The organism is Sulfitobacter sp. TBRI5 (assembly GCF_051013555.1).
Taxonomy (GTDB): Bacteria; Pseudomonadota; Alphaproteobacteria; order Rhodobacterales; family Rhodobacteraceae; genus JL08.
Window position 1 is genome coordinate 237799 of sequence record NZ_CP112884.1, and the last position, 25225, is coordinate 263023.

The following is a 25225-nucleotide window of genomic DNA, read 5'->3' on the forward strand; positions in this document are numbered from 1 at the left end:
ACCTTGGAATGCCGCAAAAGGATGTGTCCATGACTAACGCCAATTTACTGCGGGGACACCCGGTTTCATTGCATGTTCTTGATTACGGGTTGTTCAAGGTACATGCCAATGGCCGCGTGATCGGCATCTGCGGCTTTCTGATCCGCACCAGCGAAGATGAATACGTGCTGATCGACACCGGTTTTCCGGCCAAATACGCGCAGGATGCGGCCGCCGCGACCGCTGAAGACGGTTTGGGCAGTTTCGGCGAGGTTCTGGAATGTGGCCCGGACAATCTGCCCAGAGCGCAACTGGCGCGCGCCGGTGTCAGCCCGGATCAGATCAGCCTGATGATCCAAACCCACACCCATATCGATCATGTCGGCGGGCTGCATGATTTTCCCGATGTCCCCATTCTGATGTCTGAGGCCGAGCGCGACCTTGAAAAGCCGCTTTACTGGGGGGATGTGCGCCCGATCGACTGGCCGGACCGCACCTATCACCTGATCACGGATGACAGCAGGATAGGCCCCGGGTTTCAGGTTCTGCACGTGCCGGGCCATGCACCGGGGCAACTGGCCATGCTGATCAATCTGCCAGATACAGGTGCTGTGCTGCTGACATCGGATGCCATATCACGCGCCGAAGAAATCGACGAAAAATTTGCCGGGTCGTGGAACGAAAGTCTGGCCAGACACCACGGCGCACGTTTGATGGACCTGGCTGTGGATCGCGGCGCCATGATCATTTTCGGACATTCCCCCGAACAATGGCCAAGTCTGAAAAAAGCGCCCGAGGCCTATACCTAACGCACATCGCGTCCCTGATTAAGAATAATCACATTCCCCGAGCAGATGTCGCCCATCGGTGAAATCAGAAATCCGACCCAGTCGGCGATTTCGCTGGGCTGCATTGCGCGGCCATGCGGCATCGCTGCAATCGCCTTGTCCAGAACCTCTTGCGACAGGACGCCGAACAGCGGCGTTTGCGTCATTGCGGGCGCGATGGAATTGACCGCGATCCTGTCACTGGCGTAACGGCGCGCCAGGTCCTTGGTCAGCGTGTCCATCGCCGCCTTGCTGGCGCGGTAATGGGGCGGATCGAACACATCGAAATTATACGCCCCGTTGGACGAAATATTGACGATCTTGCGCACGCCTGTGCGCCCCTGCATCGCCTTAATTGCCTGCTGGCAACAGTGGAACGCGGATGAAAAATTGATTGCCATCTGCGCATCAAACTCAGCCGCTGGAATGTCGGGGAAATCCGACATGAAGCAGGTGCCGGCATTGTTCACCAGCGCATCGATCCCGCCGATTTCTGCAAAAGCGTCGGCAATGGCCGCAGCGTCGGTCAGATCAAGCGTGAGCGGCTGGAAACTGGCCCCCAGATCCGCCGCGACCTGCGCAAGACCGGCGGCATCCTTGTCCAACCCCGTCACATGAAACCCGTCCGCGACCAGCCGCGCGGAAATGGCCTGCCCCAATCCACCGGCGGCGCCTGTAACTACAGCTTTTCTTCGCATACCCTGTTTCCTTTGTTCTTTGCCGCAGGCTAGCACAGGGGTTGAGCGGCACAACCGCGCGCGCCGGATAACTGGCTGATCATCATCGCCCTGACATTGTCGCGGGCGGAGTTATTCGGCAGCGACCCCATCGGTGAACTGCAACCGCGCCAGTCGCGCATAAAGCCCGCCATCCGCGACCAGTTCATCATGCGCGCCCATCGCGACAATACGGCCTTCTTCCAGCACCACGATCCGGTCGGCTTTTTTCACCGTGGCCAGCCGGTGTGCCACAATCAGCGTGGTACGCCCCTGGCTGAGTGCATCAACAGCGTGCTGCACTGCGCGTTCGCTTTCGGCGTCCAGCGCGCTGGTGGCCTCGTCCAGCAGCAGCACAGGCGCGTCGCGCAAAATCGCCCGTGCAATCGCAACCCGTTGCTTCTGCCCGCCCGACAGCATCACGCCACGCTCTCCGACATAGCTGTCATAGCCATCCGGAAGGGCGCTGATGAATTCGTGCGCGGCGGCGGCCCTGGCCGCGCGTTCGACATCCGCGTCACTGGCCCCCGGACGCCCGAACCGAATGTTATCCCGCGCCGAGGCGGCAAAAATCACGGGATCCTGCGGCACCGTGGCGATCGACTGGCGAAAGACATCGCGCGCCATGGTGTGAAGCGGCACACCGTCAAGACGCACCTCACCCGAGTCGGGATCGTAAAAGCGCAGGATCATCTGGATAATGGTGGTTTTGCCCGCGCCGGACGGCCCGACAAAGGCCACGGTTTCACCGGGCGCAATTGTCAGGCTGACATCATCCAGCGCCGCAATCGCGGGCCGCGCGGGATAGCGGAAGGTTACATTATCAAAAACGATTTCACCGCGCACCGGCCGGGCCAGCGTGGCAGGTGTTTCCGGGTCCTGAACCGCATCAACCGTCTGAAGCAGTTCAATCAACCGCTCGGTCGCGCCCGCAGCGCGCTGCAATTCGCCCCAGATTTCGGACAGGGCCGCGACCGCGCCAGCCACCATCACCGAATAGATCACGAATTGCACCAGCGCACCCGCACTCATCGCATCGTTGCGCACGTCTATCGCGCCGATCCACAGAACCCCGACAACGCCCGTGAACACCAGAAAGATCACGATAACGGTCATCACCGCCCGCACCCAGATACGGCGTCGGGCCGCATCAAAGCTTTTTTCGGTCACGTCCGAAAATTCGCGGCGGCTGACGTCTTCGTGGGTAAAGGCCTGCACCGTCTGAACCGCTGTCAGCGCTTCGGACGCGTTGCCGCTTGATGCGGCAATCCAGTCCTGGTTTTCGCGGCTGAGCACCCGAAGACGGCGCCCCAGAACAAGGATCGGCACCACCACTGCCGGCACGATCAACAACACCAGCATGGTCAGCTTGGCGGAGGTCAGCAACATTAGCGCCAGACCACCCAGAAAGATCAGGACGTTGCGCAGCGCAATCGAAATGGAAGACCCGATGACAGACTGGATCAATGTCGTATCGGTGGTGATACGGCTCAGCACTTCTCCGGTCATGATCTTTTCGTAAAACGCGGGGCTCATGCCGATGACGCGATCAAACACGGCCTTGCGGATATCCACGACCACGCGTTCCCCCAGACGCGTGACCAACGCATAGCGCAAGCCGGTGCCAACTGCCAAAAGCCCGGCAATCACGATGGCCGCGACAAAATACAGATCCAGCAATGCGCCGTCTTTTGTATTGAAATTGTCCACCACCCGACGCACCGCCAAAGGCAGTGTCAAAGACACCATCGCCGTCAGCATCAGGGCAAGACCGGCCATGACCATCAGAACCCGATAAGGCGCAACAAAGGGCCACAACGCAGCCAGCGCCCCGACTTTCTTGGATTTCTCCCGGTCTTCCTTGGCCGAACGGGTGGCGCGTATTGGGGCCTGTTGGGTTGCCATTTGCATCCTCATGCTTTTGCGCATTCCTATTGGCGGGCAACACAGGTCGGGTCAAGCGGCCAGTTGCCACAATCGAAGATCGATCAAAGCCGCTGTTCCGGCATCACGGCCAAAACCGGCACCCGAAAGATGCAATTCGCAACCACGTTTTCGCACTGAAAAGCAGTTGATCCCCGTGTCTGGTTCTCGGTAAAGTATGCCTTGAGAAAGCCTGGAGCGGGCGGCGGGAATCGAACCCGCGTCATTAGCTTGGAAGACAAACGTTCAAATCAGAAAAAATATAATTTTGTAGGTAGCTTGTCGGAAACGATCACAAAACTTTGCAGGTATTTTGTAGGAAATGGATTTCTGGAGCGGGCGGCGGGAATCGAACCCGCGTCATTAGCTTGGAAGGCTAAGGTCTTACCACTACACAACGCCCGCTCAACGGATTTAGGTAGTATTTCATAGCTGTGTAAGCGTCAAGTGCAACAACTCGAAGAGTGCATCAAGTGTCCTAGATAAATGCGTCTCTCGGCGAAAAGCCGGCCAACTGCGATTGACTGCGGTACCGCCCGAACAGCAAACATTCGCTACGACAGCACAATCTTGACCCGATGAGATCCACACAACGCGGAATTTCGCAGTCCTCATTCCAATTGGAATATAAAATCTGGTTTTGGACCAAAGGCTGTTCAGCCATGAAATCCGACATTCGGCGGCGCACGGAGTATAGACGGGAGTTCATTCATGTACTTATGTATCGCGATGAGCACACTCGCACCTTCCCGATCTGCAACAGACCGCGTCCTTCCGGGCGTGGCGCTGATGCTTGGGTTTTGCTTGACTGCGCCCTTGCTCGATGTGGCCGCCAAACTTGCTTCAGCCAGCATTCCTGTCGGGCAAATCACAACAGTGCGGTTCGTCGTTCAGTGCATACTGATGGCACCCTTCATTTGGATGCTAAACCTCTCCTTGCGTTTGCCACGCGGGCTGTGGCTCGCGGTGTTTTCCCGTGCGGCGTTCCTGCTCGTCGCGACTTTCTGTTTCATTGCCGCTATCCGCATCATGCCACTTGCCGATGCACTCGCCATTGTTTTCGTTGCGCCATTTATCGTGCTGCTGGCGGGTAAATTCTATCTGGGTGAAGACGTCGGTCCGCGTCGTGTTGCAGCGGCCTTGGTAGGGTTTGTAGGCGTCCTATTCGTGATCCAACCCAGCTTTGCAGCATTTGGTGCTGTGGCCTTGTTTCCGGTTGGCACCGCGGTTGCCTTCGCATTCTATATCCTCGTGACCCGTGGGTTATCTCGCAAGGCTCATCCCGTGACATTGCAATTCTATACTGGCTTGATAGCAAGTCTGTTTTGCCTGCCGGTTATGGTGCTCGCGCAAGGTGGTGGTTCTCCCTTGCTTGATCCGGTTTGGCCGTCCGGTATCGTCTGGCTATGGCTATTGGGTGTCGGCTTTTTCGCAACCTTAAGCCACATGATGATGACTTACGCTTTGTCGCTTGCACCATCTGCTACCTTGGCCCCACTTCAGTATTTTGAATTACCGGTCGCAACCTTCTTTGGGTATTTGGTCTTTGGCGATTTCCCCAACGTCCTCAGCTTGATTGGGATTGTTATTATCATTGGCGCGGGCCTCTACATGATACACCGTGAAAGGGTCACCGCGAAGGCTCTGATCACCGAGCGCGCAGCCCCGCCGATTTGAGATTTGGGCCGTTGACGGCCCTTTGCGGACCCTCATCCTACCCACCGAATGCTGCGGTCGCGACCCGCATATGGGTTCCGAGGGAAGGCAAGAGGGTTGAGCCAAAGCGTGTCGATCATCGGCTTTTTGAGAAGCTGGAGATCAGGCTTTGCGGCCTCGAGCTGCTTGGCGTCGAAGGCGATCAGGTTGTGTGCAAGAACAAACTCAGCGGTCTCGGCAAACGCGTCCAACGAGTCCAGAGCCTGACTAAGGTCGCCACGAGTGTACACAAATGCACGATCAAAGCCGCTGCGCACGCCCGCAAAGCTTTGGATCCTATTCGTCTTCGGATCCACCTCAAGATCAACAGACACGCATCTTTTGATGAGTGCCTCCGCGCTTGAAGCTTCTGGGCGTCCGCCGTCTTCCACGTTTCTGTCCCGTTGTGCCGCCCCCAAAGGATAGTAACTCACAACCTGCGCGAGATTTCAAAGCTAACGTGATGTAATTTAACAATTTCCGTTTAAAATGCGGGGAAGTGTTGCCTAATGGTCCACATTATTGCGTCTCAACCCAATGAAGAAATCTTGTCAGAATAATACTGGTTGAGCCTATCCAACTCTACCTGGGTCATGATTTTTGAAGCGGAAATTTCGCTAAGCTGCTTTTCCACCTCTGCTTTAGTCATCCAAAACACATCAGGATCATTGCTGAGCCAGCGGTCCCGGATCGCCTCCTGTGCTGCCGCGGCGTAGTGCTCAGACACGAGCGCAGGCGCATTCCAATATATCAATCGCTGACCAAGCTGGCGGAGCCGGTGATCTTCAAGTTTCGCGAACAGTTCACTACGGTGACGCCAGCCGACATGTTCAAACTCTAGGAGAATGTGTTTGTCAGCCGCGCTGTAGAAGCCGCCGTAAATCTGTTTTTCGACATCCACCGGTTCTTCCCGATCGGCAAATCGGTCCGCGAGCGCCTGACCCACGCGTTCAAGAAAATCCGGGCGCGCGGCAACCAATTTGGCGGCTGCGATATGCTCAACCTCCGGGTTTGTAATTGGAAAGACATTAGGCGCCTTGTTGATGGAAACAGAACGTATCAGCTTCGGAGTGCTAGAAACGGCGTTCCTCAATGCGTCATCATCCGCGTCAACGATCTCAGACACATTGGTGGCATCCAGATCCAGGAATCCCATCGCGTTTTTATTTTGCGTGTTTGTCCCTGCGTAAACGCCAACAAAAGGCCGCGGCGGCGCTGCCCCAAACCGCTCGACCAGCTGCACTGGGTGCCCGCTTTGCAGAGTGTCAGCGACTGCATGCTTGTCCCTGTTCCGGAGACACCTGGCCCAGACCGCGGGAGCACGATCGCGAATGAGGGTCGTCACGTAGATGGTGGCTTCGACATCACCAAGTGCGTCATGCGCGTTGTGCGCCGTAAACCCGTTCGCCGGGGCAAGGCGATCCAGCTTGAAGCTAATCCGTCCATTGTCATCTAGCGGCCATTCGAGCGCACTTTGGGCCCTATCCCAGACGGCATAGATCACCTTCATCAGGTCCAGCCGGTCATTGTGATTGAACTGGGTCTGGTAAATGTTTGGGTGCAGGTTTTGGTAAAATGACTGCCGGAGGAACTCTTCATCAAAGGCGATGCTGTTGTACCCGGTCCAGGTCGCTGGCGCCCACCGTTTAATCAGCGCGCTAATCTGGTGTGAGAAGTCAAACCAGGAAGGCAAGCCGGGGTCTTCCAATTCCTCTGGTGTCACACCGGTCACTGCCATCGCCCAGGGCGCTGGTAGAATGTGCGGCGACAACCTGCATCGGATGTTCACCCGTTCAATCTGATCGAAATCATCATCAGTCAGAATTGCTGCAAACTGGATCGGCTGGTCAAACGCAGGCGAGGTTCCGGTGGTTTCAAAATCGTAGAAAGCAAACATGGCGTCTCATTCTCTTACCAGACTAGTGAATAAATCAGTCCAGTTCGGTCCACGGCCAAGGCTTCACATTGCTTGCAGCTGTTTGGTACCTTGCCGCCTTTGCCACCCAAATTCCTAGATCCGTACCAAAGTCCGTCAGGCGTTCGTTTGGCTGCTGGTTGTTCACCAGCATAATTACAAATTGAATGATCGTTGCAACGCCAAGCACCGTTTGCGCAAGCGAGATCATGACGGCAATAATCAGCATGTAAACAAGCCGTAAGAGCATATTGTCAGGCTGCTCAGGCTCGAACTGCTCCCCATGCAAGCGGCCTTCTATTTTATCGTCATTCTTGCTCATTTTTTCTCCAAAATCTCTCACTTCACGGCGTGATGCGTTGTCCGACCCCTGCGGATTCTGCCCGTTGTACCGCTAAAACCGCGGCCGCGTAGTCTCCTAGGGCTATCCCTCGAAAGGCAAATGCTGACGGCGTTCCGAAGCTTTGTTCAGAAACCTTGCCAGCAACCAATCCTGTCAAATCATCGGTTATTTGCTCGTAAGGCAGCATCGGATTCTCGCTTTCGGATTCCTGCGTGAGATCATCGACAACCACAGTGGTGAAAGCTTCCATCCCTTCCGGGATCCAAGGAATGCAGGCGTCGGTTATTGCGGCAAAAGCGTTCTTCTTCAGCCATCGCGCATCCAGAAATGGCTTGATGGAAAAGTCCAGATTGATCGATGTCACGACAACATCTGCATCGCGCAAAGCGGCCTGCGGGCTGGCGCTGGCCTCGGCATGCAGTCCCATACCCCTGGCTTTCTGACAAAGCTTTTCGATATTCGCCTGCCCGCGCCCCGAGACACAAATACGCTTTAAAGGGAACAACTCGGCAAAAGCGGCAAGGTGCGAATGAGCCTGCACGCCAGCCCCAACGAACGCCAGTGTCCCTGAAGCTGGATCTGCGAGACGACGGGCTGCTACAGCCGATAAGGCCGCTGTACGTACCGCGGTAATCCAGTTCGCGCCAACAACGGCCCGCAGCAGACCCGTTTCAGCGTCCAGCACCATGATCGCACCATTAATGGCCGGAAGGTTGCGTTCCGGATTTTCAGGGCAAAGACTGACCTGCTTGACGACGATGAAACCATCATCTCCAACCGCCAGCGTCGACATCATGTAGCGTGCACGGCCTGGCAGGATAGCGGTTTTAGGCGAGGTATGAAGGCGACCCTCTGCCTTTGCTACCAGAGCCGCCTCAATTGCGTCGGCGACTTCTGTCGGAGAGATGTTCAGTTTCTCCAGCACTTCGTCTGAAAGAAAAATGAAGTCGCCGCCTGTATGAATCATCGCTTCAATTCCTCAAATATCTGAACGTTGCAAACCAAGTTATTTTTCGCTCCTGGTTGGTAACACAACCAACGAGCACCGCGAAAACCACATTTCATAAACATTCGTCAGTTTCCGGGCAACTCTGGCGCCCGCCCGACCCGTTCTGCAAGGCGTGTTACGGTAAGTCCCTGCACAATGATTGAGAAGATCACCACGATGTAAGTGACGGTCAGGATGAGTGGCTTCCACTCGCTGTCCGGCAAAGACAACGCCAGTGCGACGGAAATGCCGCCCTTAAGCCCACCCCACGTCATAATCGGGATAACGCCCCTACTGAAGGTACGAAAGGGCTTCAGGATCAGCACCGGGACGGCAACTGCGGCAAGCCGCGCGACGAGTGCAAGCCCAATGGCCATGAATCCCGCGATGAGGAGGTCCATTTCAAACGCAATCGCGAAGACCTCAAATCCAATCATAAGGAACAATACAGCGTTCAGGATTTCATCTACCAACTTCCAGAAGGCTTCAACGTACTGTCGGGTTTCTTCAGACATGCCATGTTTGGACCCAATGTCGCCAATGAGAAGCCCCGCGCAGACTGCCATGATCGGTGCAGAGACATGAAGCCACACAGCCAACTCATAGCCTCCAAAGGCAAGGCCGAGGGTGATCAGCACTTCCAACGAATAATCATCGATCCGTCGCATGACCCTAAAGGTCAGCCAGCCGAGGACCAATCCAAGGATCGCCCCGCCCAACGCTTCTTGAAGAAACAATACCCCGGCATCGGTAAGGCTGGACCCATGGCCGCCCCCAGTCGGAAAGGCAAATCCAACAAGCACGAGGAAGACGACATAGCCGACCCCATCGTTAAAGAGGCTTTCCCCGGCAATTTTGGTTTCAAGCGACTTCGGCAGATCGGCTTCCCTAAGCACACCAAGCACCGCAACCGGATCGGTCGGCGAGATCAGTGCACCAAAGACCAGTGCGACCATTAAAGGCATCCCTGTGATCCAGCTAAAGCCAAAACCAACAATAGCCGTTGAAACCCCCACGCCGATCGTCGCCATCAGAAAAATGACCAGCCAAGCCTTGCGCAAATCGGACAGTTTGACGTGCAAAGCACCAGCAAACAGCAGGAGGCCCAGCATGCCTTCCAACAGCGCCTCTGAGAACTCGAGTTCGAGCACCTGAGCGCGGATTTGCTCCTCAACTGTCAGAATTGGAAAGAGCGCATCCGTGGCAATGACTGCGAAAGAAGCGACCAGCGCCACAACAAGGATTCCGATCGCTGATGGCAGCTTCAGGAACAGATAGTTTATTGCTCCGAAGGCTCCTGCCAGCACGATAAGGAGTGATGCGATCTGAAGAATTGACATGGCAGTCCTATCCAAGCTGTGAATGTTGATAGCACCGTCACCTGCGATCACCAATCCACCGCAGGATCGAGATCGGGATGTCCTCATGTTGTTCCGCTAAGCAGCAGAAGGCTTTGAAAATGCCAATCTGGTTTCAAACATGGTCGCAACGACAATTTCGGGTAACCTATCTGTCCACTTGAGATCAGGGTCCAGCTTCTCGGCCACGATCCGCGACAGGGCATTGTACTGGTCCCGGTGGCAGGCTGACGACAGAAGGATGTGGATACGGTAGCGGGGGCTTTCCGGTGTGTGGCTGCGCGTCGTGTGAGCGAAGAGCGTGTACCGCTCTGACATCGCGGCGATGCAAAAGACCTTGGTGGCTGAAGGCCACGATGTAGGCGGCGTGGACGGATTGCCCGGATATAAAACCAGACGGTCGGTCGGGCGATGGCAGGAGGCGAAGGGTCAACGCGCAACCTGTTTCCCGGCAAGGGGCTTGGATTTGAAATGATCGCAAAGCAATTCAACAACGAGAGTGCTCACATATTTTGCTTCGCAAGTGTAGGTGTCTAAGACAAACAATTGGTATGCGACGTTAAGGGGGGAGATAACACTTCGTTCATCGGCGCCCTCCTGCGCAATGCTTTCGTACAAATGGCGCTTGCCAATTGTACGAGGGTAAATCCCGAGTGGAAATTGGCGGCAACTTCAACTCTTCAGGCCAGTCATCGATGTCCAATTTTCATGCCCCTGAACAGATTTCGGAATTCATTTGGCTGGCATCGCCAATATTGCTCAGGCACGTTGACTTGCGCACCAAGTTCAGCCGCTGCATGCCAAGGCCATCGCGGATTGTAGAGCATGCCTCGCGCCAGAGCGATAGCATCCGCCTGACCCTTTTGCAGTATCTCTTCAGCTTGAGCGGCTTCAGTTATCAGGCCTACGGCAATTGTCGGGAGGCCAATTTCAGTTTTGAGGCGTTGCGCAAAGGAGACCTGATAACCCGGTGCAAGTTTGATTTCCTGTTTTGGGGAAACTCCTCCGGAGCTCACATGGATCGCTGCACAACCACGTCCCTTCAATATCCTGGAGAGCGCCACAGTACTCTCCACATCCCATCCACCCGGCACCCAGTCCGTGGCAGATACACGCACCCAGACAGGCATGTCTTCTGAAACTGCGGATTTGACCGCATCAAAGATCTCGATCGGGAAACGCATGCGGTTTTCAAGGTTTCCACCAAATGCGTCAGTGCGGATATTGGAGAGCGGTGACAGGAATTGGTGCAGCAAATAACCATGCGCCATGTGAATCTCTATGCCCTCAAGGCCCAATCGCTCCGCACGCTGCGCCGCCAGCACAAAATCATTTTTGATCTTTAGCAGTTCGCCTTCATCAAGTTGCCTCGGAACGTCCTCTCCCTCTGCGTGCGGCATTGCTGAGGGCGCTAATGTTTTCCAACCTCCCGGTGCGTCGGGCATAATCTGCGCACCGCCATCCCAAGGGACATGGCTCGATCCTTTACGCCCTGCATGACCGAGCTGAATCGCCAAAGGAATGTTTGAGTATTTGCGGATCGCCTCCAGAACCCGTCCAAGAGCCTGCTCATTGTTGTCGCAATACAGGCCAAGATCACCCGGCGAAATACGCCCTTCGGGTGATACCGCTGTTGCTTCAAGGATCAAAAGACCAGCACCGGACAGAGCCAAGCTCCCGAGGTGGATCATGTGCCAATCTTGTGCATTGCCATCGATCGCGGAGTACTCGCACATCGGCGCGATGACGATCCGGTTTTTCAGTTGCAACTTACCAAGCGCGAGGTGTTCAAAAAGGATACTCATGTACGCTACTCCTTTGTTTATAAGCTGGCATTCAAGTCAACTTACCCTTTCTGCCCGTAAATGAGCAGGTTTTCCAAGGTTGTCATCCGCGACTTGCCATGACACGCAATTTCAACACACATTAACGCTTAATGAAGTTGGATATCTGGAGACAAAAATGGCTGGTAAATTTGAACTTTTCGAAGATAAGGCAGGAGAGTATCGCTTTCGCCTGAAGGCTGGCAATGGCGAGATCATCTTGGCGAGCGAAGGCTACAAGCAAAAAGCGAGCGCACTGAATGGGGTCGACTCTGTCCGTAAAAACGCGACCATCGATGACCGCTTTGAGCGAAAAGACACCACATCCGGAAAGCCGATGTTCAATCTCAAAGCATCCAATGGCCAGGTCATCGGCACCTCAGAAGTCTACAGCAGTAAAGCGGCGCGCGATAACGGTATTGCATCAGTGCAAAAAAACGCCCCCGAGGCACGATTGGATGACCAAACAGCTTAACCTCATAATCGTTTTTGCCTTTTTCGGACAAGTCTAAGCACCTGCGGCATTGGACAGCCAAGATACGATTTGCGGGGCTGAAATCGCGCCAGAATGTCGTTTTGTTTCGCGACCTTCGCTGAAGGCGATCAACAGCGGAATGCCACGAACCCCGTAGCGTTGGCTGGCTTGTGGGTAAGCTTCTGTATCCAGTTTGGCAAACCGGGCTTTGCCCTCCAGAGTTTTCGCCGCTTTTGCGAATTCCGGCGCCATCATCCGGCACGGCCCGCACCATGCTGCCCAAAGATCAACGACAAGCGGCAATTCGTCGAGCGCCTGGGCTTTTTTCAAGGTGTCTAGAGAAATCTCTGTGGGTTCACCTTTGACAAGTTTCGCACCACAAGTGCCGCACTTTGGGCCCGCGCCCAGCTTGTCATCCGCAACCCGATTACCCTGTCCGCATGCCAGACACGCCAACTTAAATGCCATATATACCCCCATCTGGTTGAGCTAACCAATTCATACCGCCAATTTTGAACCTCACAAATCCCATCGTACCTGATCAACCGCACTAAATTCGCGGGGAAAAGTTCGTGCTTTGACCGAAATCATGGACAAACACGCCAAATCTGTCAGGCCATCCAGCATTAGGTAAACAATTGGAGGACGCACAATGAGCCTTACATCGTATCCAGATCTGACAAACGGGATATCCAAACAAATCGCTGTTTTGCGCAAGGAAGTCCCTGAAACAATGACAGGTTTCTCACAAATGGCGCAAGGCGCGTGTTCCGCTGGCGCCCTTGAAGAGAAAACCAAAGAACTCATTGCCATGGGCATTGCGATCGCCTTGAGATGTGACGGCTGTATCGGATTTCATACAAAAACTTTGATAAAGCTGGGTGCTTCACGCCAGGAATTCGAAGAAATGCTGGCGGTCACAATCTACATGGGAGGTGGACCTTCTTTGATGTATGCGGCTCAAGCACTTGATGCATGGGAACAATTTGACGGCGAGCAATCCTAGGCGCAAGGACATACTACCGTTGCTCAACTGGCGCCCTTTCTAAGAGGAAATTCAATGTCCGGCTGTTGCGGAGATAATGATAAATTTGATGGCGTTTCAGACGAATACAAACGGCGGCTGTGGATTGTCATCGCGTTGAACGCATCGATGTTTGTGGTCGAGATGACGGCCGGTCATCTGGCTAAGTCGCAAGCGCTTCAAGCCGACGCACTGGATTTCTTCGGAGACGCGCTGACATACGGCATTTCATTGGCTGTCATCGGCGCGTCGATCCGGGCTCGCACGGCTGCAGCCTTGGCCAAGGGCATCAGCCTCTTTTTGATGGGAGCATGGGTGTTTGGATCAACCGTTTATCGAGTCTTCTTCGTAGGCGTTCCAGAAGCTGAGATCATGGGCGTCGTCGCTGCGCTGGCCTTGGCTACCAATCTGGCGAGTGTGTTTCTTCTCGTCAGCTACAAGGACGGTGACGCCAACGTGCGCTCGGTCTGGCTTTGTTCGCGAAATGACGCGATTGGTAATGTTGCCGTTATGATCGCGGCCTTGGGCGTCTGGGCCACTGCTTCGGGTTGGCCAGATCTCATTGTCGCGGCGATTATGGCAAGTCTGTTTCTGTCGTCATCCTTTCAGATCATCCGCCAAGCGTTAGAAGAGCGGCACCAAGAGGCCTAAGAAGGGATTTAACCTTTTTAACAGTAGACGCTATTTTCAATTGCGCGGGCCGTGGACAAAATAGCTCTTTTGTTTGTCACGACTTTCATTGAAGTCGTTTCGAGAGCAAGCAAGTTCGTGTTGCACACGTTAAATATGACGCTCAGGGCACATAGCGCGTCGGCGCGGGATTCTGTAGAGTTTCTAGATATTCCACAATTTCGATCAGCTTGCTTGGGGCAAGGACGACTTCACCATTTCCTGTGTCGAATTCAACCATCTCGTTATCCAGAAAATTCTCGAAGACCGGCATCTCTTCACGCGGAACTGTGTTTCGGGAATAGCCATCGATAATCGACATCATCTCAAGCATCGGCCACACGCCGTCACGACGTGCAGAAATCTTGGTCAGGTCTGTCGGAGCTGTATTCAGTTGCTTCGCAATTGGACCATCACCTTGCCCTGCGATGCCGTGACAGGAGATGCAGTTTTCCTGAAATAGGGATTCCCCCGTGCTGGCGGCGTGCAGCGAAGAGCCCAGAGCAATAAATGGGACAAGAAACATTAGTTGCTTCACGTTTGACCTACTTTCAACAACCTAACCAAGGGTAGAGCCATGGCGAAACAAACGCGTTGATCCTGATCAAGTGCGGCTATTTCCAAGCCTAGACCTCTGATCTATTTCCTTCGCGCTTTGAGGAATGCTCTCGCTGAGCGCCGTTCGTAGCGCTTTGAGTGAGCCACTTCTCTGAAGAACGAAGCGGCGACTGGTGGCATAGTCAAATATCTGCTTCAAATGGTACTAAACAGGGAGTTGCCAAGAATGGAAAAACGACAGGTAGGTCAGACAGGGCTTACGATTGATACGCTTGGACTAGGTGGCGCGCCACTCGGAGGTAATTTTGTTGATCTTGATTACGCGCAGGCCGCGGATTTGATACAGGCTGCAAAAGACGCTGGAATCGGCTATTTTGATACCGCTCCTTGGTATGGGTTTGGAAGATCCGAGCGTGTCATGGGAGATATGCTGCGCGGCATGGAATATGTACTTTCTGACAAAGTCGGAAGACTTCTCCACCCTGGCGCGGTCGCAAACCCGATGGATTATGGCATGATTGATCCGTTGCCGTTCCATGTTGTTTATGACTACGGATATGATGGCATCATGCGCGCCTACGAAGACAATCTTCAGCGCCTCGGGCTCGACAGGATTGATATCCTTTTTGCTCACGACATCGGCGCTTTTCAGCATGGAGAGGAAAACGCGCGCCACTTTCGAGACTTGGAACAAGGCGGTTATCGCGCAATGGATGAGTTGCGCAATGCAGGCGACGTCAAGGCAATTGGACTGGGTGTGAACGAGAACGAAGCCTGCATGGATGCCTTAAATATAGGGAACTGGGACGTTTTTCTATTGGCCGGACGTTACACATTGCTCGAGCAGACGCCACTCGACACGCTTTTCCCAGCCTGTCGTACCGTAGGGACATCAATCATCTGCGGAGGCCCTTTCAATTCGGGCATTTTGGCGGGTCGGGACATGTGGAACTACGCAAAGGCACCCGCTGAAATCATAGAAAAGGCGCGTGCGCTCGGTGCCGTCGCCGACGCGTTTTCTGTTCCTCTGGCGGCCGCGGCGCTGCAGTTCCCACTGATGAATGATATCGTCAGTTGTGTGATACCGGGTCCACGCGATAAGGGCGAACTGGAGCAAATCATTGACTGGTTCAAAGCACCAATTCCAACGGAGTTTTGGGCGACGTTAAAATCAAAAGGCCTGATTGACCAAGAGGCGCCTGTACCGTCCCGCTAAACGAGAACCTGTAGACCACCGCATCCGAAATTCACATTCGGCGCGGGGGCAAACACGACCGGACCTTCGCAAGCGAAGCTCGAGCGCCATGTTCCTGTAACGGCCTCAGATTGATCCAGCCTCGACCATATAATTGTTCGCTGTGCACATGGCGGCGTCGTCAGAGGCCAGAAACACGACCATGCGTGCCACATAAACCGGATCAATCAGGTCGGGCAGGCATTGCCGCGCACGATGTTTTTCCAAAGCCGCCGGCGTCGCCCACAGTTCTTTTTGCCTTTCCGTCATGATCCATCCGGGCACTACCGTATTAACCCGTATGCGATGTTCTCCCAGATCGCGGGCCATGGTGCGGGTCAACCCATGTACCGCCGCCTTAGCAGTGGCGTAGGAGGAGAACCCGCCGCCTGCCTCCCACCAGGAATTCGACCCCATGTTGATGATCGAACCACCGCCTGCTTCGATCATACCTGGCGCCACGGACTGGATTGCAAAGAACATGTGACGCAGATTGGTATGCATCCGTTCGTCCCAGTATTCGGCGGTCACATCAGTCCAGTTGTGCCGGTCGTCGCGCGCCGCGTTGTTGACCAGTACCGAGGCTGGCCCAAGTCGTGAAGCCAAGAGTTCGAAAGCGGCACGCAAAGCGTCAACGTCTCTCAAATCGCAAATCTCGTAGGCAATTTCCCCTGGTGTTTTAGTGGCGAGCGTTGCGCTTTTTTCACCATCGAGATCGAGAAAACCGACCCGGCAACCCTGTGCAGCAAATGCAGTCACGATCTCCGCCCCTATCCCTGAGGCGCCGCCGCTGACGAATACTGTTTTTTTCTACAAGGCTTGGATAAGTTGCGAAGTTAGTGGGCATGTCTATTGTTCCCGATTTATACATTTTATTAAGTCTGATAATACTGTGCATTCTGTCGGTAACGGCAGTTTGGGTTTCTGGTCAACAGATAGGGGAGAGTGAAATGCGAGAAACGATTGGTTTCATCGGCTTAGGGTATATGGGTCACGGCATGGCCAAAAATATCCTGGCTAAGGATTATTCCCTGACAGTGCTTGCGCATCGCAATCGCGAGCCGATCGAAGATCTGGTATCGCGCGGCGCAAGCGAAGTAGAAACGGTACAAGCGCTTGCCGAAGCCTCCAACATCGTCTTTCTTTGCCTGCCCGGCTCGCCTCAGGTCGAAGCGGTGGTTGAGAAACTGTCGGTGGGATTGACCGATGGCGCCATTATTGTCGATTGTTCGACATCTGATCCGGTTTCGACTGCGCGGCTATCCCAAAATCTGTCTGAGCGCGGCATACATCTGGTGGATGCTCCCTTGGGCGGCACGCCGGTTCAGGCTGAAGAAGGCACATTGTCGGCTATGGTTGGGGCAGATGATGCGGCGTTCGAGCGCGTAATGCCAGTGATCGAAGCTTGGGCCAGCACTCTGGTTCATATCGGCAAACCAGGTGATGGTCATCGTATGAAGCTTCTAAATAACTTCCTGTCACTCGGCTATGCAGCACTTTATTCCGAGGCGCTTGCACTAGGACAAAAAGTTGGAATTTCTGTCGAGACCTTCGACAGCGTGATCCGCGGTAGCCGAATGGATTGCGGCTTTTATCAAACCTTTATGGGATATGCGTTGGAGGGCAATCGTGAAGCACATAAGTTCACGTTGACCAACGCGCTAAAGGACCTCACTTACTTGGAGAGTATGGCCGATGCCGCTGGAGTCGCCAATCCAACGGGCAATGCGGCAAAGAATAGTTTTTCTATGGCGCTCGCCGCGGGTGGCAACGGACCCGAGGACTATGTACCCCATCTTGCTGATTTCGTAGCGCGGAGGAATGGGCTGTAAAGGCCGGCCTCCTGAGAGGCTCGATCAAAAAAAACGACGCACTTCGGGTATCTATAAACCGTCCGGATACCGGCGAAGCACTTAAGTTCACTTGCCACAAAACTCCCTAGGCTCTGAATGACTGCGTTCACCAGCAGCGGGCGTTATCCCCAATACTGTTTTATCGTTTTTACATAAGGAAACCTTCGCAGCAACAGTCACCTGGCCCTTGCATGGCATGACAAAAACGCCGCTAGAACAGATCGATCTCAGGTTTTGATAGGTCGTAGGTTGCTAGAACTTCGTGGCGCGCCTGATCCGGCGTCAAAGTAGAGCAGTAGAAGTGAAACTCTCGAACCTGAAACTGTGACCCTCGAAACTCGGCTTGCGTCGCGAGAAAACTCTGAACTTGAGCCAAGCCATCGGTCGAAAACATCTTGGACAAACGCGCGATTGTGACGTGTGGCCGAAACCGGCGCTTTTGGAACTGCACACCTGCACTCCGCAGTTTCCGCGTGATTTTACGCTCCAGTTCGATCAATTCTTCGCATCGCTCAACGTCTGCATAAATCACCTGCGGGGCTTTTTTCCCAAAGGTGCCCAGCCCGGAGAGCCGCAAGTCGAACGGCTTTGCGTGCACATCAGACAAAGCCTCATGCGCGTCTTCGCATGCCACTTCGGATTGATCACCCAGAAAGCTCAATGTCAGGTGCAGATTGTCCGACGGCACCGCCCGACCGACTGGCAGATACTCCTGAAGTCTTTCAAGTTCACCGCGGATTTCATCCGGAAGGTCTATAGCCACAAATACGCGCATGTCATTTTGGGTTTGTGAACTGGGAAAGTCAGTGTCTCTTACTGCCCGCTTTGTGGGGCAACAAAAGCGCATAAATAACTTTGTTTATGGGTACGTCCAAACCTGCTTTCTCCGACAGTCGAGCCACGGCACCAGACACCCATTCGATCTCCAGCGGTCTGCCATTTTCCAAATCGATTGCCGTTGAGGCACGCATGTTAGGCGGAAGCGTCTGCGCCCGCTCCCAGGTCTTGGTCTCTATGTCGTCACCGAGCGCAACGCCACGGGCTCGACCCAAAGCAGCCGTTTCGCCCATCACGTTTCGAAACAGTGCGCCCAGTTCAGGCGTGCTCGTAATATCGGCGATTGTGCAGCGCCCTGCGGCCGTTACGCCGGAGACCGCAGAAAACAGTGCAAATTTGGACCAGAGATCGTGTTCAATATCGTCGGTCGCTGGAGCAGACACACCTGCGTCTGTCAACGCTTCCTGAAGTGCCGCGATCCGCTCCGACGGTTGACTGTCCCGTTCTGCAAAAACGAATTGGTTGAACTCACCCGTTTGAGTGATCACACCGGGTGAAGAGATTGTTGTTGAGACCTGGGCCATACCATTGGCAACATTTTGGTGCGGGATGATCTTGCTTAGGCGATCGGCCGCCTCGACCCCGTTGAGAAAAGGCACGACAACCGTTTCTGTTCCGAGAAGCGGCAAGCACGCCTGAGCCGCTGCTTCTAGGTCATCTCCCTTCACCCCGAAAATGACCGCATCGACTTCGCCGACATTTTTCGGATCATCCGTCGCGATCCAGGGATGCACAGTGAATTTGCCACTTGGCGCATCAAGGATTAGACCATTTTGAGCAATAGCCTCGAGATGCGCTCCGCGCGCAATCGTGGCGACCTGATGCCCCCGCAGCCCCAGTTTGACAGCCAGGAACCCGCCAATTCCGCCCGTTGCTACTGTTGCGATCTTCATGGGCCTCCTCCCTCAAGCTTTATTTGCAGGCTTTCAGTGTAACACAATCATGCAGCTCAAAAAAATGAGCAGTGACATTTGCCCTTAGGAAGATGCAAAGCCGCTCAAGACATCGCAGACCCGGTCCGCCATTTGTGATAGTTGTGTTTAAACACGACGACGCAGAGTCGCAGCATGACTGATGAGCCATTCTACAAAGCACACTGGCGCGACATCGAACCCGATCGCATGGCGGCCTACAAGGGCGGGTTCAGCTGGGATGACGCGGCTGAAGCCCTGTATGCTGCAGCCGACGTGTATGAAGGACAGATAGTTGCAGATTTCGGATGCGGCCCGGGCAAAGTCGCAGTGGAACTCGCCAAGCGCATTGGCCCATCAGGGCATGTCCATGCCATCGACATCAACGCGGGCTTCTTGGAGATCGCCAACGAAAATGCGGTGCAGGCAGGTGTCTCGGATCGATTGACCACCCATCAAAACGATGGTGTGGCACTGCCCTTTTCCGATAACGCGCTGGACCGGGTCACTGCGCGCAACGCAATTATGTATGTCGATGACCCGGTTGCGACATTGCGAGAATTTCATCGGGTGCTGCATTCCGGCGGTCTTGCGCATGCCATCGACGGGGATTGGTACATGATGGTTGCGGAACCCGTGGAGCATGACCTGTGGCGCAGTTTCGTCAAAGCTGCTGCGCACGCCTGTCGCAACGCTGACATGGGCAGAAAGCTTTTCGCTAATTTTTCGGATGCGGGTTTCCAAGACTTGCGGGTATCTGTGATTGCCAACGTTGATACCAGCGGCCGGCTTCTTGGAATGGTGCGCAATATGGCAAAATACGCAGCGAAGAGCGGAACCCTTGAACAGACTGCAATTGATGAAGTTGTTACCAAGGTCGAAGAGGCACTGACAAATGAACGCTACCTGGTCGTGTCACCGCAGTTTGTCGTTACAGGCCGCAAATCAAGTTAGCCCACGACCATTGGGAGTATTTTTAAAAAGGAGTTGGCCCAGATGAAAATCGAGATCAAAGAAAAAGAAAACCTTTTCGTCATTTCACCGGAAGGCAAAATATCCAAGGATGACATCGAGGGTCTCGTTGGAAAGATGAACAGCTATATCAACGAGCGTGATCGCGTGCCGAGCCTCGTTGTTGTGACTGAAAGCGCCCCGATGTGGGAAAGCTTCGATGCGCTGAAGTCCCATATTTCGTTTATTCATGAGCGTCAGAAAATCGTACCAAAGGTCGCCTTTGTCACGGAAAGTGTCCTGCTTTCCCTTGCGCATCCTTTGGCTGACGTGTTCACCGGTGCAAAGATAAGGCGTTTCAAAACCGACGCTTTGGACGATGCGCTGAACTGGGCCGCAATGGAAGAAGATCATCCCGGTGCGATCACCGCGATGGAAGGTTTTCCAGGCGACGTCATCGCGCTGCGCTTTTCCGGTTTGATTACATCGAAAGACTATACGGACAGCCTCGTGCCCTTGATTGAAGGGGCAGCGAAAAACCACGACAAGCTCAAACTGTTATGCGTACTTGATCAGTATTTTGACGGATACTCCGCGGGCGCCATGTGGGACGACGTGCGGTTCGGGTTTTCGCACCTGACGACATTCTCCAAGTTGGCACTGGTAACCGACATCGACTGGATAAGAAAAAGTACGAAACTGTTTGGCAGCCTGATGCCAACAGAAGTCATGGTGTTTGATGTTGAAGACCTCGAAGATGCGAAGAAATGGATTGTCACCTGACGACCGCAAAGGACGTTCAGTCTTTCGCACTGTCAATTGCCAAACTATTCTGTCTGGAGGGACTCCAGATAAACGATCACATTTGCCAACGGCAAACCGGCCATCATTTGTTGACCACTGTTCATGCGCAGTGCCACGTTTTTGTCGGACTCGAGTGATTGTCCGAAGATCGGCATTTCTCCACCGTGGGCCAGCACAGGAGATCGGCCGTCAATTTGCATGGCCACAGCCTCTGTTGGAAACACACCACCATTTCGTTTCGAAAGCTCAGTCAGATCAGGTGTTTCGATCGCGAGCATCTCGGCCATCGGACCAAACCCTTTCGCATCCAGTCCATGGCACTGCCAGCAAGAGTTAAGGAAAAGGGTTTTGCCGTCCTCAACATTTATTTCTTGTGCTGAGGCGGCGCCCGCTGCCGCGAGTGTAAAGATCATTGCTCGAATTGTTACCATCTAAGTTCTCCTTATTTTAGAAACCTAGCTTGCCTGACGATAACGCTATTCCAAAGACTTTAGGTATGCGATCAAGTCATCGATTTGATCCGGCTCAAATTCGAACCGCGGCATCTCCGGGTGTCCGGTGTAAATGCCTTCAGCGAACGCTTCTTCAAGATGTTCGACAGGATAACGCTTATGGAGGTCTCTTAACGGGGGAGCGGCAGACAAAGGGCTGGAGCCGGTCTTTCCAACGGCATGACACTGTGAGCAATACGTCTGAACTATTGTCTCCCCGCGTTGAACTGCAAGCACCGTCTGCGCTTCGGCGGCGTGAGCGAAGAAGAGACCGGCAATGGTTGCTAAGCCAGAACAAAGTGTCTTCAAATGTTTCTCCCTCTTTACTGATGCGAATTGTGCAATCCGACCTCATTCACTTTGGAGCTTGCGGCAATCCCCGCAAGCAATAAAGACCCGACATATGCAGGGTCGTTTCGCTGGCGACACCACCGAAAAAAGAAGCGGCGTCATTCGCGAAATACGAACAGGCTAGCCGTTTGTCATTGTACTACAACCGCTTCGGGTTGGATAGCGGACCTAACTGAAACAAATAGCTAGGTCCGCCATGCTGGACGAAGCAGCCCGTTTCAGGTGCAGCATCTGAGTAGGTTGACCAAAGCTTGCAAGATGTCTCCTCGTGTCAGAAAGTACCTGGCAACGTATTCAGGGAGAACGCAAACATGGGTTTCGTTGACGCAATAAAGACATGCCTTGCAAAATACTTCGTTTTCTCGGGGCGCGCGTTGCGGTCCGAGTACTGGTGGTTTGTGTTGTTTGTCGTCATCGTCAGCATTGTCTTGGCAATTATCGACGCCTCTCTATTCGGCATGAACCCTGAAACTGGAGAGAGTAACCAAGTCATCACACCAATTTTCCAACTTGCAGTTGTTATACCTATGCTTGCTGCTGGATGGCGTCGTTTGCACGACACTGGAAGACCAGGCTGGTACCTGCTTTTGCCCGCAGCGCTCAGCATCGCAACCATGTTTATGCTTTTCAGCGGCGTCGCCGCGTTCTCAGTTCTCGAACAAGGTGCGGACGACCCTGATGCGTTGAGAGGCCCAGCAGCCCTTCTAGGCGCAACCGGCTTGATGGTTGTTGGGGTACTTCAGCTCATACTCTCAGTACTGATGATCTGGTGGCTAAGCCGACCGTCACAGGAAGGTGCGAATGACTACGGCCCACCTGCGGCGTAAGACGATGGTGGGCCGTAGTCAGGGATTTTTCAGCGCCCTAACGCAACACTAGTAAACTACTAAGAAGGTTACCTATGAAGAGACATCTGATCACCGGCACGGTCCTCTCAATATTGATGTCATCCCCCGCTACGGCTGAGTGGAATTTTAGCGGACCGCCCAATGCCAACGCCTTCATCCAGACTGACAACATGACGCTGGAGCTGCAATGCGACCTGGTCCGTTTCGCGCCGGCGGGTTATGAAGACGCAAAGGATATTGTTGCCAAGCAAGGCCTGTCATTCCGCTTCATGAAGGATGGCTCGACCGAGGTTGGCGCATTCCAGACGGGATCGGCGAATGCGGATATCTCGATCGCCGACAACTATCCTGTCGAAATCCGTTTCTTCGAGCAAAGCGACTATAATTTCGTTTTGGATCAGATCGCGCAAAACGCAGTACTGAACCTTTCGATGGTCGAGCAGGATATCACGTACGGTATCTTCACACTCAAAGGATCATCCGCAGCTATCAAATCGCTACGAGCGGCCTGCAATTCCGGTGCATCTGTCTCTCAAACCTTGGAGGCGCCCGAAGGTATTGTCTATTGTGGAGGTGGTGCCGTTCAGAGGGTCATCGAATACGCGATGGTGGGTCAACCAGGTGACCAGTGGGATGCCATCGTGACCGTCAATGGTGAGACCGTACGCGCGATGACTTCATACAGCTTCTTCGGAAACTCCCAACCACCAGCGGGCTTCCAGCTCGCTCTATTGGGCGAAGATCGGTCAGAGTTCCTTGTCTTCAGCGACGGGGGGCGGAACTGGATCGAATTCGGCGATTACAACTACGAGCAATGCAATTGAAACACATGGGAAGGCTGGAGAGACAGAGATGGGACACCAGCTAGCCGGAACGGGCAAAGGAATTGCTGTTCGACGATGGACGGTCGCTCTTTATGCGATGTTTGCAGCTCTTTGTACTGCTTCGGCAAACGCGCAAGATTTGTCCGAACTGCCTTTTCAGTTGCTGGAAAAAGTCGAGGTCGCACGGCAGGCATGTTCAGAATTCGAGAACGGACAGTTCGCCCTCGAATTAGGAGCCGTTCACCGTATTGATCTCGATGGTGACATCCAACGGGACTGGATTCTGGACGAGTCCGGGTTCGCCTGCTCCACCGCTGTGTCGCTCTATTGCGGCACAGGCGATTGCATGTCTCACTTCCTGATCGGGGATCATATGTTCTCGCTTCTCAATCAGGGTTGGGACATGGCCAACATCGGTCCATTCCGGGTGCTTTTGGCAGATGTGCATGGCTCGCAATGTGACGGGATCAATCCAACACCCTGCGTTGTTGCTAGTGTTTGGGATGTGGATGAGAAAATCTGGCGGAGCACGGGGGCAGAGTGGGAGTAGAACCAATGAAACAACGCCTCGAAAGGTGTATGACTGCAATCGGCATCTGCGCTCTGGTGCTGGCCGCATCGGGATGCGTCGAAACTGCTCCCGAAGTCGCGATCAGCGAACCTGACCCGGAACTGAACTTTGTCCGCGGATACCGAAGCGTTGCAGACGAGTGCCAGCTTGTCGGCGAAACGGCGTTCACGGTCGATTTCCTCGACGATGCTGCCGATCTTGTGGCCTGCCCGACGGGCAGCGCAGCGATGGCGAGCCTAATGGCGGAAACGGAAGCGCCTGTAATCACCCAGACCAACAGCTTCTCGTTCTTCAGCATTCCTTACCGCTGAACCACATGCTTGCGCCAGGCAATGAATGGCCTGCTCAGTCGAATATGCTAGAACAACTTCTGAACTAGTCCGCAACATTCATCGAGAAGAAATAGGTCGCGCACATAGTCTGGTCGGCAATGCTTGTGGGCGCGTCTATCCCGGTGAACATTGCGATGCCTAGATAGCTAAAACCGGAGCCTTCCTCGTCCCAGGCTGCCATATAGGTTATTGGCTGGTCTCCACAAAGCGTGTTTCCCTGCCGCAAGGGTCCGACATCCCCTGATACACGGAATACCTGAGCAACAGGCACATCGCCGGACGCGCCCCAATTGCCAGCAGCCCGAGGGTCAATAACTTCGAGATCAAGAAACCTGCCGGTCTCGAAAACCATTCGTTTGGTGGACAAAATCACTGGGCCGGTAATTGCCATCGCCGTCTCGCTGTAGGGATTGAAGGCCTCGGATTCTTCCAAAAGCGGTTGGGATGATGCGGGGCCGCCCAATATCCCCATTGCCATTAGCTGCATCAGGATCGATCGACACATTTGTTTCTCCATTGAGCGAAGTGGTCTGACAACTTTAAAACACCATTTTGCTATTCCATCGAACGCAGTCGAGTGTCTCTACCCATCTTTTCGAATGCTGCGTACGCGATCAAGGTCTGAGAAGGGCTCGACTCAGTCATCCGATTGTTTATCTCAGATGACGGCTAAGCGCTGCTCAGCGGTCGTTCGGTCGCGAAAAACCGAACTTTCTGCTGTCAATGACCGGTTCCGGAGATAGCAGACGCTCGTCAAAAATTCGTCTATGACCGAGTTGCGGACCTTCCAGCCGTTCGCCGCAACTGCGAAGATTCAAGGTTCGCGATCGATTGAATCGGCACCACATAACTGTCGTTCTTCACCAATTCTTCCTCCAAATGACTGCAGATGACAGTCTTAAGTGATGATCCATGATACTCACAC

29 protein-coding genes, 1 tRNA gene and 1 pseudogene are annotated in these 25225 nt (G+C 54.0%); 14 read left to right on the forward strand and 17 right to left on the reverse strand.

Annotated elements, in window-relative coordinates:
- The first annotated feature begins 29 nt into the window (after positions 1–29).
- Complete coding sequence (locus tag OLX72_RS01270) at positions 30–788, forward strand: N-acyl homoserine lactonase family protein (RefSeq protein ID WP_114872110.1); 759 nt, start codon at positions 30–32, stop codon at positions 786–788.
- Here OLX72_RS01270 and OLX72_RS01275 read toward each other — a convergent pair.
- The 3 genes from OLX72_RS01275 to OLX72_RS01285 all read right to left on the reverse strand — a co-directional run bounded on the left by OLX72_RS01275 (position 785) and on the right by OLX72_RS01285 (position 3850).
- On the reverse strand, positions 785–1504 hold the full coding sequence (locus tag OLX72_RS01275) for an SDR family NAD(P)-dependent oxidoreductase (protein WP_114869237.1): 720 nt from the start codon (positions 1502–1504) through the stop codon (positions 785–787). The genes OLX72_RS01270 and OLX72_RS01275 overlap by 4 nt on opposite strands.
- Positions 1505–1615: 111 nt before the next feature.
- On the reverse strand, positions 1616–3427 hold the full coding sequence (locus OLX72_RS01280; RefSeq protein ID WP_433989610.1) for an ABC transporter transmembrane domain-containing protein: 1812 nt from the start codon (positions 3425–3427) through the stop codon (positions 1616–1618).
- A 349-nt stretch (positions 3428–3776) separates the two neighbouring features.
- Positions 3777–3850: transfer RNA gene (locus OLX72_RS01285), tRNA-Gly, on the reverse strand.
- A gap of 384 nt (positions 3851–4234) precedes the next feature.
- Between OLX72_RS01285 and OLX72_RS01290 the strand changes: the two genes are divergently transcribed.
- Positions 4235–5122 (forward strand): DMT family transporter, encoded by an 888-nt coding sequence (locus OLX72_RS01290; RefSeq protein WP_433990423.1) that lies wholly within the window; start codon positions 4235–4237, stop codon positions 5120–5122.
- 32 nt (positions 5123–5154) lie between these two features.
- Here OLX72_RS01290 and OLX72_RS01295 read toward each other — a convergent pair whose 3' ends face one another.
- The 5 genes from OLX72_RS01295 to OLX72_RS01315 all read right to left on the reverse strand — a co-directional run bounded on the left by OLX72_RS01295 (position 5155) and on the right by OLX72_RS01315 (position 9726).
- Positions 5155–5532 (reverse strand): hypothetical protein, encoded by a 378-nt coding sequence (locus OLX72_RS01295; protein WP_433989611.1) that lies wholly within the window; start codon positions 5530–5532, stop codon positions 5155–5157.
- A gap of 137 nt (positions 5533–5669) precedes the next feature.
- Positions 5670–7037 carry an exonuclease domain-containing protein gene (locus tag OLX72_RS01300; protein WP_433989612.1) on the reverse strand — a complete coding sequence of 456 codons (1368 nt, stop codon included), beginning with the start codon at positions 7035–7037 and terminating at the stop codon, positions 5670–5672.
- Between the two features lie 34 nt (positions 7038–7071).
- Positions 7072–7377, reverse strand: coding sequence for a DUF4389 domain-containing protein (locus OLX72_RS01305; RefSeq protein ID WP_433989613.1), 306 nt, complete (start codon positions 7375–7377; stop codon positions 7072–7074).
- A gap of 22 nt (positions 7378–7399) precedes the next feature.
- Positions 7400–8365 (reverse strand): ornithine cyclodeaminase family protein, encoded by a 966-nt coding sequence (locus OLX72_RS01310; protein WP_433989614.1) that lies wholly within the window; start codon positions 8363–8365, stop codon positions 7400–7402.
- A gap of 107 nt (positions 8366–8472) precedes the next feature.
- Entirely contained in the window at positions 8473–9726 is a 1254-nt protein-coding gene (locus OLX72_RS01315; RefSeq protein ID WP_433989615.1) for a cation:proton antiporter, read from the reverse strand.
- A 319-nt stretch (positions 9727–10045) separates the two neighbouring features.
- Here OLX72_RS01315 and OLX72_RS01320 point away from each other — a divergent pair.
- A pseudogene (locus OLX72_RS01320) lies at positions 10046–10219 on the forward strand (peptidoglycan-binding protein); the annotation flags it as partial.
- 214 nt (positions 10220–10433) lie between these two features.
- Here the strand turns inward: OLX72_RS01320 and OLX72_RS01325 are convergent.
- Complete coding sequence (locus OLX72_RS01325; RefSeq protein ID WP_114869233.1) at positions 10434–11549, reverse strand: NADH:flavin oxidoreductase/NADH oxidase; 1116 nt, start codon at positions 11547–11549, stop codon at positions 10434–10436.
- Between the two features lie 157 nt (positions 11550–11706).
- Here OLX72_RS01325 and OLX72_RS01330 point away from each other — a divergent pair, with 157 nt between their 5' ends.
- Complete coding sequence (locus tag OLX72_RS01330; protein WP_114869232.1) at positions 11707–12042, forward strand: YegP family protein; 336 nt, start codon at positions 11707–11709, stop codon at positions 12040–12042.
- A 33-nt stretch (positions 12043–12075) separates the two neighbouring features.
- Here OLX72_RS01330 and OLX72_RS01335 read toward each other — a convergent pair whose 3' ends face one another.
- Complete coding sequence (locus OLX72_RS01335) at positions 12076–12510, reverse strand: thioredoxin family protein (RefSeq protein WP_368073733.1); 435 nt, start codon at positions 12508–12510, stop codon at positions 12076–12078.
- Positions 12511–12694: 184 nt separating this feature from the next.
- Here OLX72_RS01335 and OLX72_RS01340 point away from each other — a divergent pair, with 184 nt between their 5' ends.
- Positions 12695–13048 carry a carboxymuconolactone decarboxylase family protein gene (locus OLX72_RS01340; protein ID WP_433989616.1) on the forward strand — a complete coding sequence of 118 codons (354 nt, stop codon included), beginning with the start codon at positions 12695–12697 and terminating at the stop codon, positions 13046–13048.
- Between the two features lie 54 nt (positions 13049–13102).
- Positions 13103–13717, forward strand: coding sequence for a cation transporter (locus OLX72_RS01345; RefSeq protein ID WP_433989617.1), 615 nt, complete (start codon positions 13103–13105; stop codon positions 13715–13717).
- A gap of 142 nt (positions 13718–13859) precedes the next feature.
- Here OLX72_RS01345 and OLX72_RS01350 read toward each other — a convergent pair whose 3' ends face one another.
- On the reverse strand, positions 13860–14273 hold the full coding sequence (locus OLX72_RS01350; protein ID WP_433989618.1) for a c-type cytochrome: 414 nt from the start codon (positions 14271–14273) through the stop codon (positions 13860–13862).
- A gap of 246 nt (positions 14274–14519) precedes the next feature.
- On the opposite strand from OLX72_RS01350, the gene OLX72_RS01355 reads away from it, so the two are divergent.
- Positions 14520–15509 (forward strand): aldo/keto reductase, encoded by a 990-nt coding sequence (locus tag OLX72_RS01355; protein ID WP_433989619.1) that lies wholly within the window; start codon positions 14520–14522, stop codon positions 15507–15509.
- A 105-nt stretch (positions 15510–15614) separates the two neighbouring features.
- On the opposite strand, the gene OLX72_RS01360 is transcribed toward OLX72_RS01355, so the two are convergent.
- A complete protein-coding gene (locus OLX72_RS01360; RefSeq protein WP_433989620.1) occupies positions 15615–16286 on the reverse strand; it encodes an SDR family NAD(P)-dependent oxidoreductase in 672 nt (223 codons plus the stop codon).
- Positions 16287–16372: 86 nt separating this feature from the next.
- On the opposite strand from OLX72_RS01360, the gene OLX72_RS01365 reads away from it, so the two are divergent.
- Positions 16373–17359 carry an NAD(P)-dependent oxidoreductase gene (locus tag OLX72_RS01365; RefSeq protein ID WP_433989621.1) on the forward strand — a complete coding sequence of 329 codons (987 nt, stop codon included), beginning with the start codon at positions 16373–16375 and terminating at the stop codon, positions 17357–17359.
- A 232-nt stretch (positions 17360–17591) separates the two neighbouring features.
- On the opposite strand, the gene thpR is transcribed toward OLX72_RS01365, so the two are convergent.
- Complete coding sequence (gene thpR, locus OLX72_RS01370) at positions 17592–18155, reverse strand: RNA 2',3'-cyclic phosphodiesterase (protein WP_433989622.1); 564 nt, start codon at positions 18153–18155, stop codon at positions 17592–17594.
- Positions 18156–18183: 28 nt separating this feature from the next.
- On the reverse strand, positions 18184–19110 hold the full coding sequence (locus OLX72_RS01375) for a ketopantoate reductase family protein (protein ID WP_433989623.1): 927 nt from the start codon (positions 19108–19110) through the stop codon (positions 18184–18186).
- A 174-nt stretch (positions 19111–19284) separates the two neighbouring features.
- Between OLX72_RS01375 and OLX72_RS01380 the strand changes: the two genes are divergently transcribed.
- Both OLX72_RS01380 and OLX72_RS01385 read left to right on the forward strand, forming a co-directional pair.
- Positions 19285–20082, forward strand: coding sequence for a methyltransferase domain-containing protein (locus tag OLX72_RS01380; protein WP_114869228.1), 798 nt, complete (start codon positions 19285–19287; stop codon positions 20080–20082).
- A 42-nt stretch (positions 20083–20124) separates the two neighbouring features.
- Entirely contained in the window at positions 20125–20862 is a 738-nt protein-coding gene (locus tag OLX72_RS01385; RefSeq protein WP_114869227.1) for an STAS/SEC14 domain-containing protein, read from the forward strand.
- Between the two features lie 44 nt (positions 20863–20906).
- Here the strand turns inward: OLX72_RS01385 and OLX72_RS01390 are convergent, their stop codons facing one another.
- The gene (locus OLX72_RS01390; protein ID WP_114869226.1) at positions 20907–21314 is read right to left on the reverse strand and encodes a c-type cytochrome; all 408 of its coding nucleotides are present in this window, start codon (positions 21312–21314) and stop codon (positions 20907–20909) included.
- A gap of 45 nt (positions 21315–21359) precedes the next feature.
- Complete coding sequence (locus tag OLX72_RS01395; RefSeq protein WP_368073744.1) at positions 21360–21611, reverse strand: cytochrome c; 252 nt, start codon at positions 21609–21611, stop codon at positions 21360–21362.
- A gap of 425 nt (positions 21612–22036) precedes the next feature.
- Between OLX72_RS01395 and OLX72_RS01400 the strand changes: the two genes are divergently transcribed.
- The 4 genes from OLX72_RS01400 to OLX72_RS01415 all read left to right on the forward strand — a co-directional run bounded on the left by OLX72_RS01400 (position 22037) and on the right by OLX72_RS01415 (position 24279).
- Entirely contained in the window at positions 22037–22552 is a 516-nt protein-coding gene (locus OLX72_RS01400; protein WP_114869224.1) for a DUF805 domain-containing protein, read from the forward strand.
- Positions 22553–22626: 74 nt separating this feature from the next.
- Positions 22627–23397 (forward strand): hypothetical protein, encoded by a 771-nt coding sequence (locus OLX72_RS01405; RefSeq protein ID WP_114869223.1) that lies wholly within the window; start codon positions 22627–22629, stop codon positions 23395–23397.
- A 28-nt stretch (positions 23398–23425) separates the two neighbouring features.
- Entirely contained in the window at positions 23426–23947 is a 522-nt protein-coding gene (locus OLX72_RS01410) for a hypothetical protein (protein ID WP_205389064.1), read from the forward strand.
- A 5-nt stretch (positions 23948–23952) separates the two neighbouring features.
- On the forward strand, positions 23953–24279 hold the full coding sequence (locus OLX72_RS01415; protein ID WP_162797916.1) for a hypothetical protein: 327 nt from the start codon (positions 23953–23955) through the stop codon (positions 24277–24279).
- 64 nt (positions 24280–24343) lie between these two features.
- Here the strand turns inward: OLX72_RS01415 and OLX72_RS01420 are convergent, their stop codons facing one another.
- Positions 24344–24817 carry a hypothetical protein gene (locus OLX72_RS01420; protein ID WP_114869221.1) on the reverse strand — a complete coding sequence of 158 codons (474 nt, stop codon included), beginning with the start codon at positions 24815–24817 and terminating at the stop codon, positions 24344–24346.
- Between the last annotated feature and the right edge of the window lie 408 nt (positions 24818–25225).

Excerpts from the sequence above, each read along its gene's own strand:
- OLX72_RS01270 (WP_114872110.1), top strand. The coding sequence starts at position 30 with ATGACTAACGCCAATTTACTGCGGGGACACCCGGTTTCATTGCATGTT.
- OLX72_RS01275 (WP_114869237.1), bottom strand. The coding sequence starts at position 1,504 with ATGCGAAGAAAAGCTGTAGTTACAGGCGCCGCCGGTGGATTGGGGCAG.
- OLX72_RS01280 (WP_433989610.1), bottom strand. The coding sequence starts at position 3,427 with ATGGCAACCCAACAGGCCCCAATACGCGCCACCCGTTCGGCCAAGGAA.
- OLX72_RS01290 (WP_433990423.1), top strand. The coding sequence starts at position 4,235 with ATGCTTGGGTTTTGCTTGACTGCGCCCTTGCTCGATGTGGCCGCCAAA.
- OLX72_RS01300 (WP_433989612.1), bottom strand. The coding sequence starts at position 7,037 with ATGTTTGCTTTCTACGATTTTGAAACCACCGGAACCTCGCCTGCGTTT.
- OLX72_RS01305 (WP_433989613.1), bottom strand. The coding sequence starts at position 7,377 with ATGAGCAAGAATGACGATAAAATAGAAGGCCGCTTGCATGGGGAGCAG.
- OLX72_RS01310 (WP_433989614.1), bottom strand. The coding sequence starts at position 8,365 with ATGATTCATACAGGCGGCGACTTCATTTTTCTTTCAGACGAAGTGCTG.
- OLX72_RS01315 (WP_433989615.1), bottom strand. The coding sequence starts at position 9,726 with ATGTCAATTCTTCAGATCGCATCACTCCTTATCGTGCTGGCAGGAGCC.
- OLX72_RS01325 (WP_114869233.1), bottom strand. The coding sequence starts at position 11,549 with ATGAGTATCCTTTTTGAACACCTCGCGCTTGGTAAGTTGCAACTGAAA.
- OLX72_RS01330 (WP_114869232.1), top strand. The coding sequence starts at position 11,707 with ATGGCTGGTAAATTTGAACTTTTCGAAGATAAGGCAGGAGAGTATCGC.
- OLX72_RS01335 (WP_368073733.1), bottom strand. The coding sequence starts at position 12,510 with ATGGCATTTAAGTTGGCGTGTCTGGCATGCGGACAGGGTAATCGGGTT.
- OLX72_RS01340 (WP_433989616.1), top strand. The coding sequence starts at position 12,695 with ATGAGCCTTACATCGTATCCAGATCTGACAAACGGGATATCCAAACAA.
- OLX72_RS01345 (WP_433989617.1), top strand. The coding sequence starts at position 13,103 with ATGTCCGGCTGTTGCGGAGATAATGATAAATTTGATGGCGTTTCAGAC.
- OLX72_RS01355 (WP_433989619.1), top strand. The coding sequence starts at position 14,520 with ATGGAAAAACGACAGGTAGGTCAGACAGGGCTTACGATTGATACGCTT.
- OLX72_RS01365 (WP_433989621.1), top strand. The coding sequence starts at position 16,373 with ATGTCTATTGTTCCCGATTTATACATTTTATTAAGTCTGATAATACTG.
- thpR (WP_433989622.1), bottom strand. The coding sequence starts at position 18,155 with ATGCGCGTATTTGTGGCTATAGACCTTCCGGATGAAATCCGCGGTGAA.
- OLX72_RS01375 (WP_433989623.1), bottom strand. The coding sequence starts at position 19,110 with ATGAAGATCGCAACAGTAGCAACGGGCGGAATTGGCGGGTTCCTGGCT.
- OLX72_RS01380 (WP_114869228.1), top strand. The coding sequence starts at position 19,285 with ATGACTGATGAGCCATTCTACAAAGCACACTGGCGCGACATCGAACCC.
- OLX72_RS01385 (WP_114869227.1), top strand. The coding sequence starts at position 20,125 with ATGAAAATCGAGATCAAAGAAAAAGAAAACCTTTTCGTCATTTCACCG.
- OLX72_RS01390 (WP_114869226.1), bottom strand. The coding sequence starts at position 21,314 with ATGGTAACAATTCGAGCAATGATCTTTACACTCGCGGCAGCGGGCGCC.
- OLX72_RS01400 (WP_114869224.1), top strand. The coding sequence starts at position 22,037 with ATGGGTTTCGTTGACGCAATAAAGACATGCCTTGCAAAATACTTCGTT.
- OLX72_RS01405 (WP_114869223.1), top strand. The coding sequence starts at position 22,627 with ATGAAGAGACATCTGATCACCGGCACGGTCCTCTCAATATTGATGTCA.
- OLX72_RS01410 (WP_205389064.1), top strand. The coding sequence starts at position 23,426 with ATGGGACACCAGCTAGCCGGAACGGGCAAAGGAATTGCTGTTCGACGA.
- OLX72_RS01415 (WP_162797916.1), top strand. The coding sequence starts at position 23,953 with ATGAAACAACGCCTCGAAAGGTGTATGACTGCAATCGGCATCTGCGCT.
- OLX72_RS01420 (WP_114869221.1), bottom strand. The coding sequence starts at position 24,817 with ATGGAGAAACAAATGTGTCGATCGATCCTGATGCAGCTAATGGCAATG.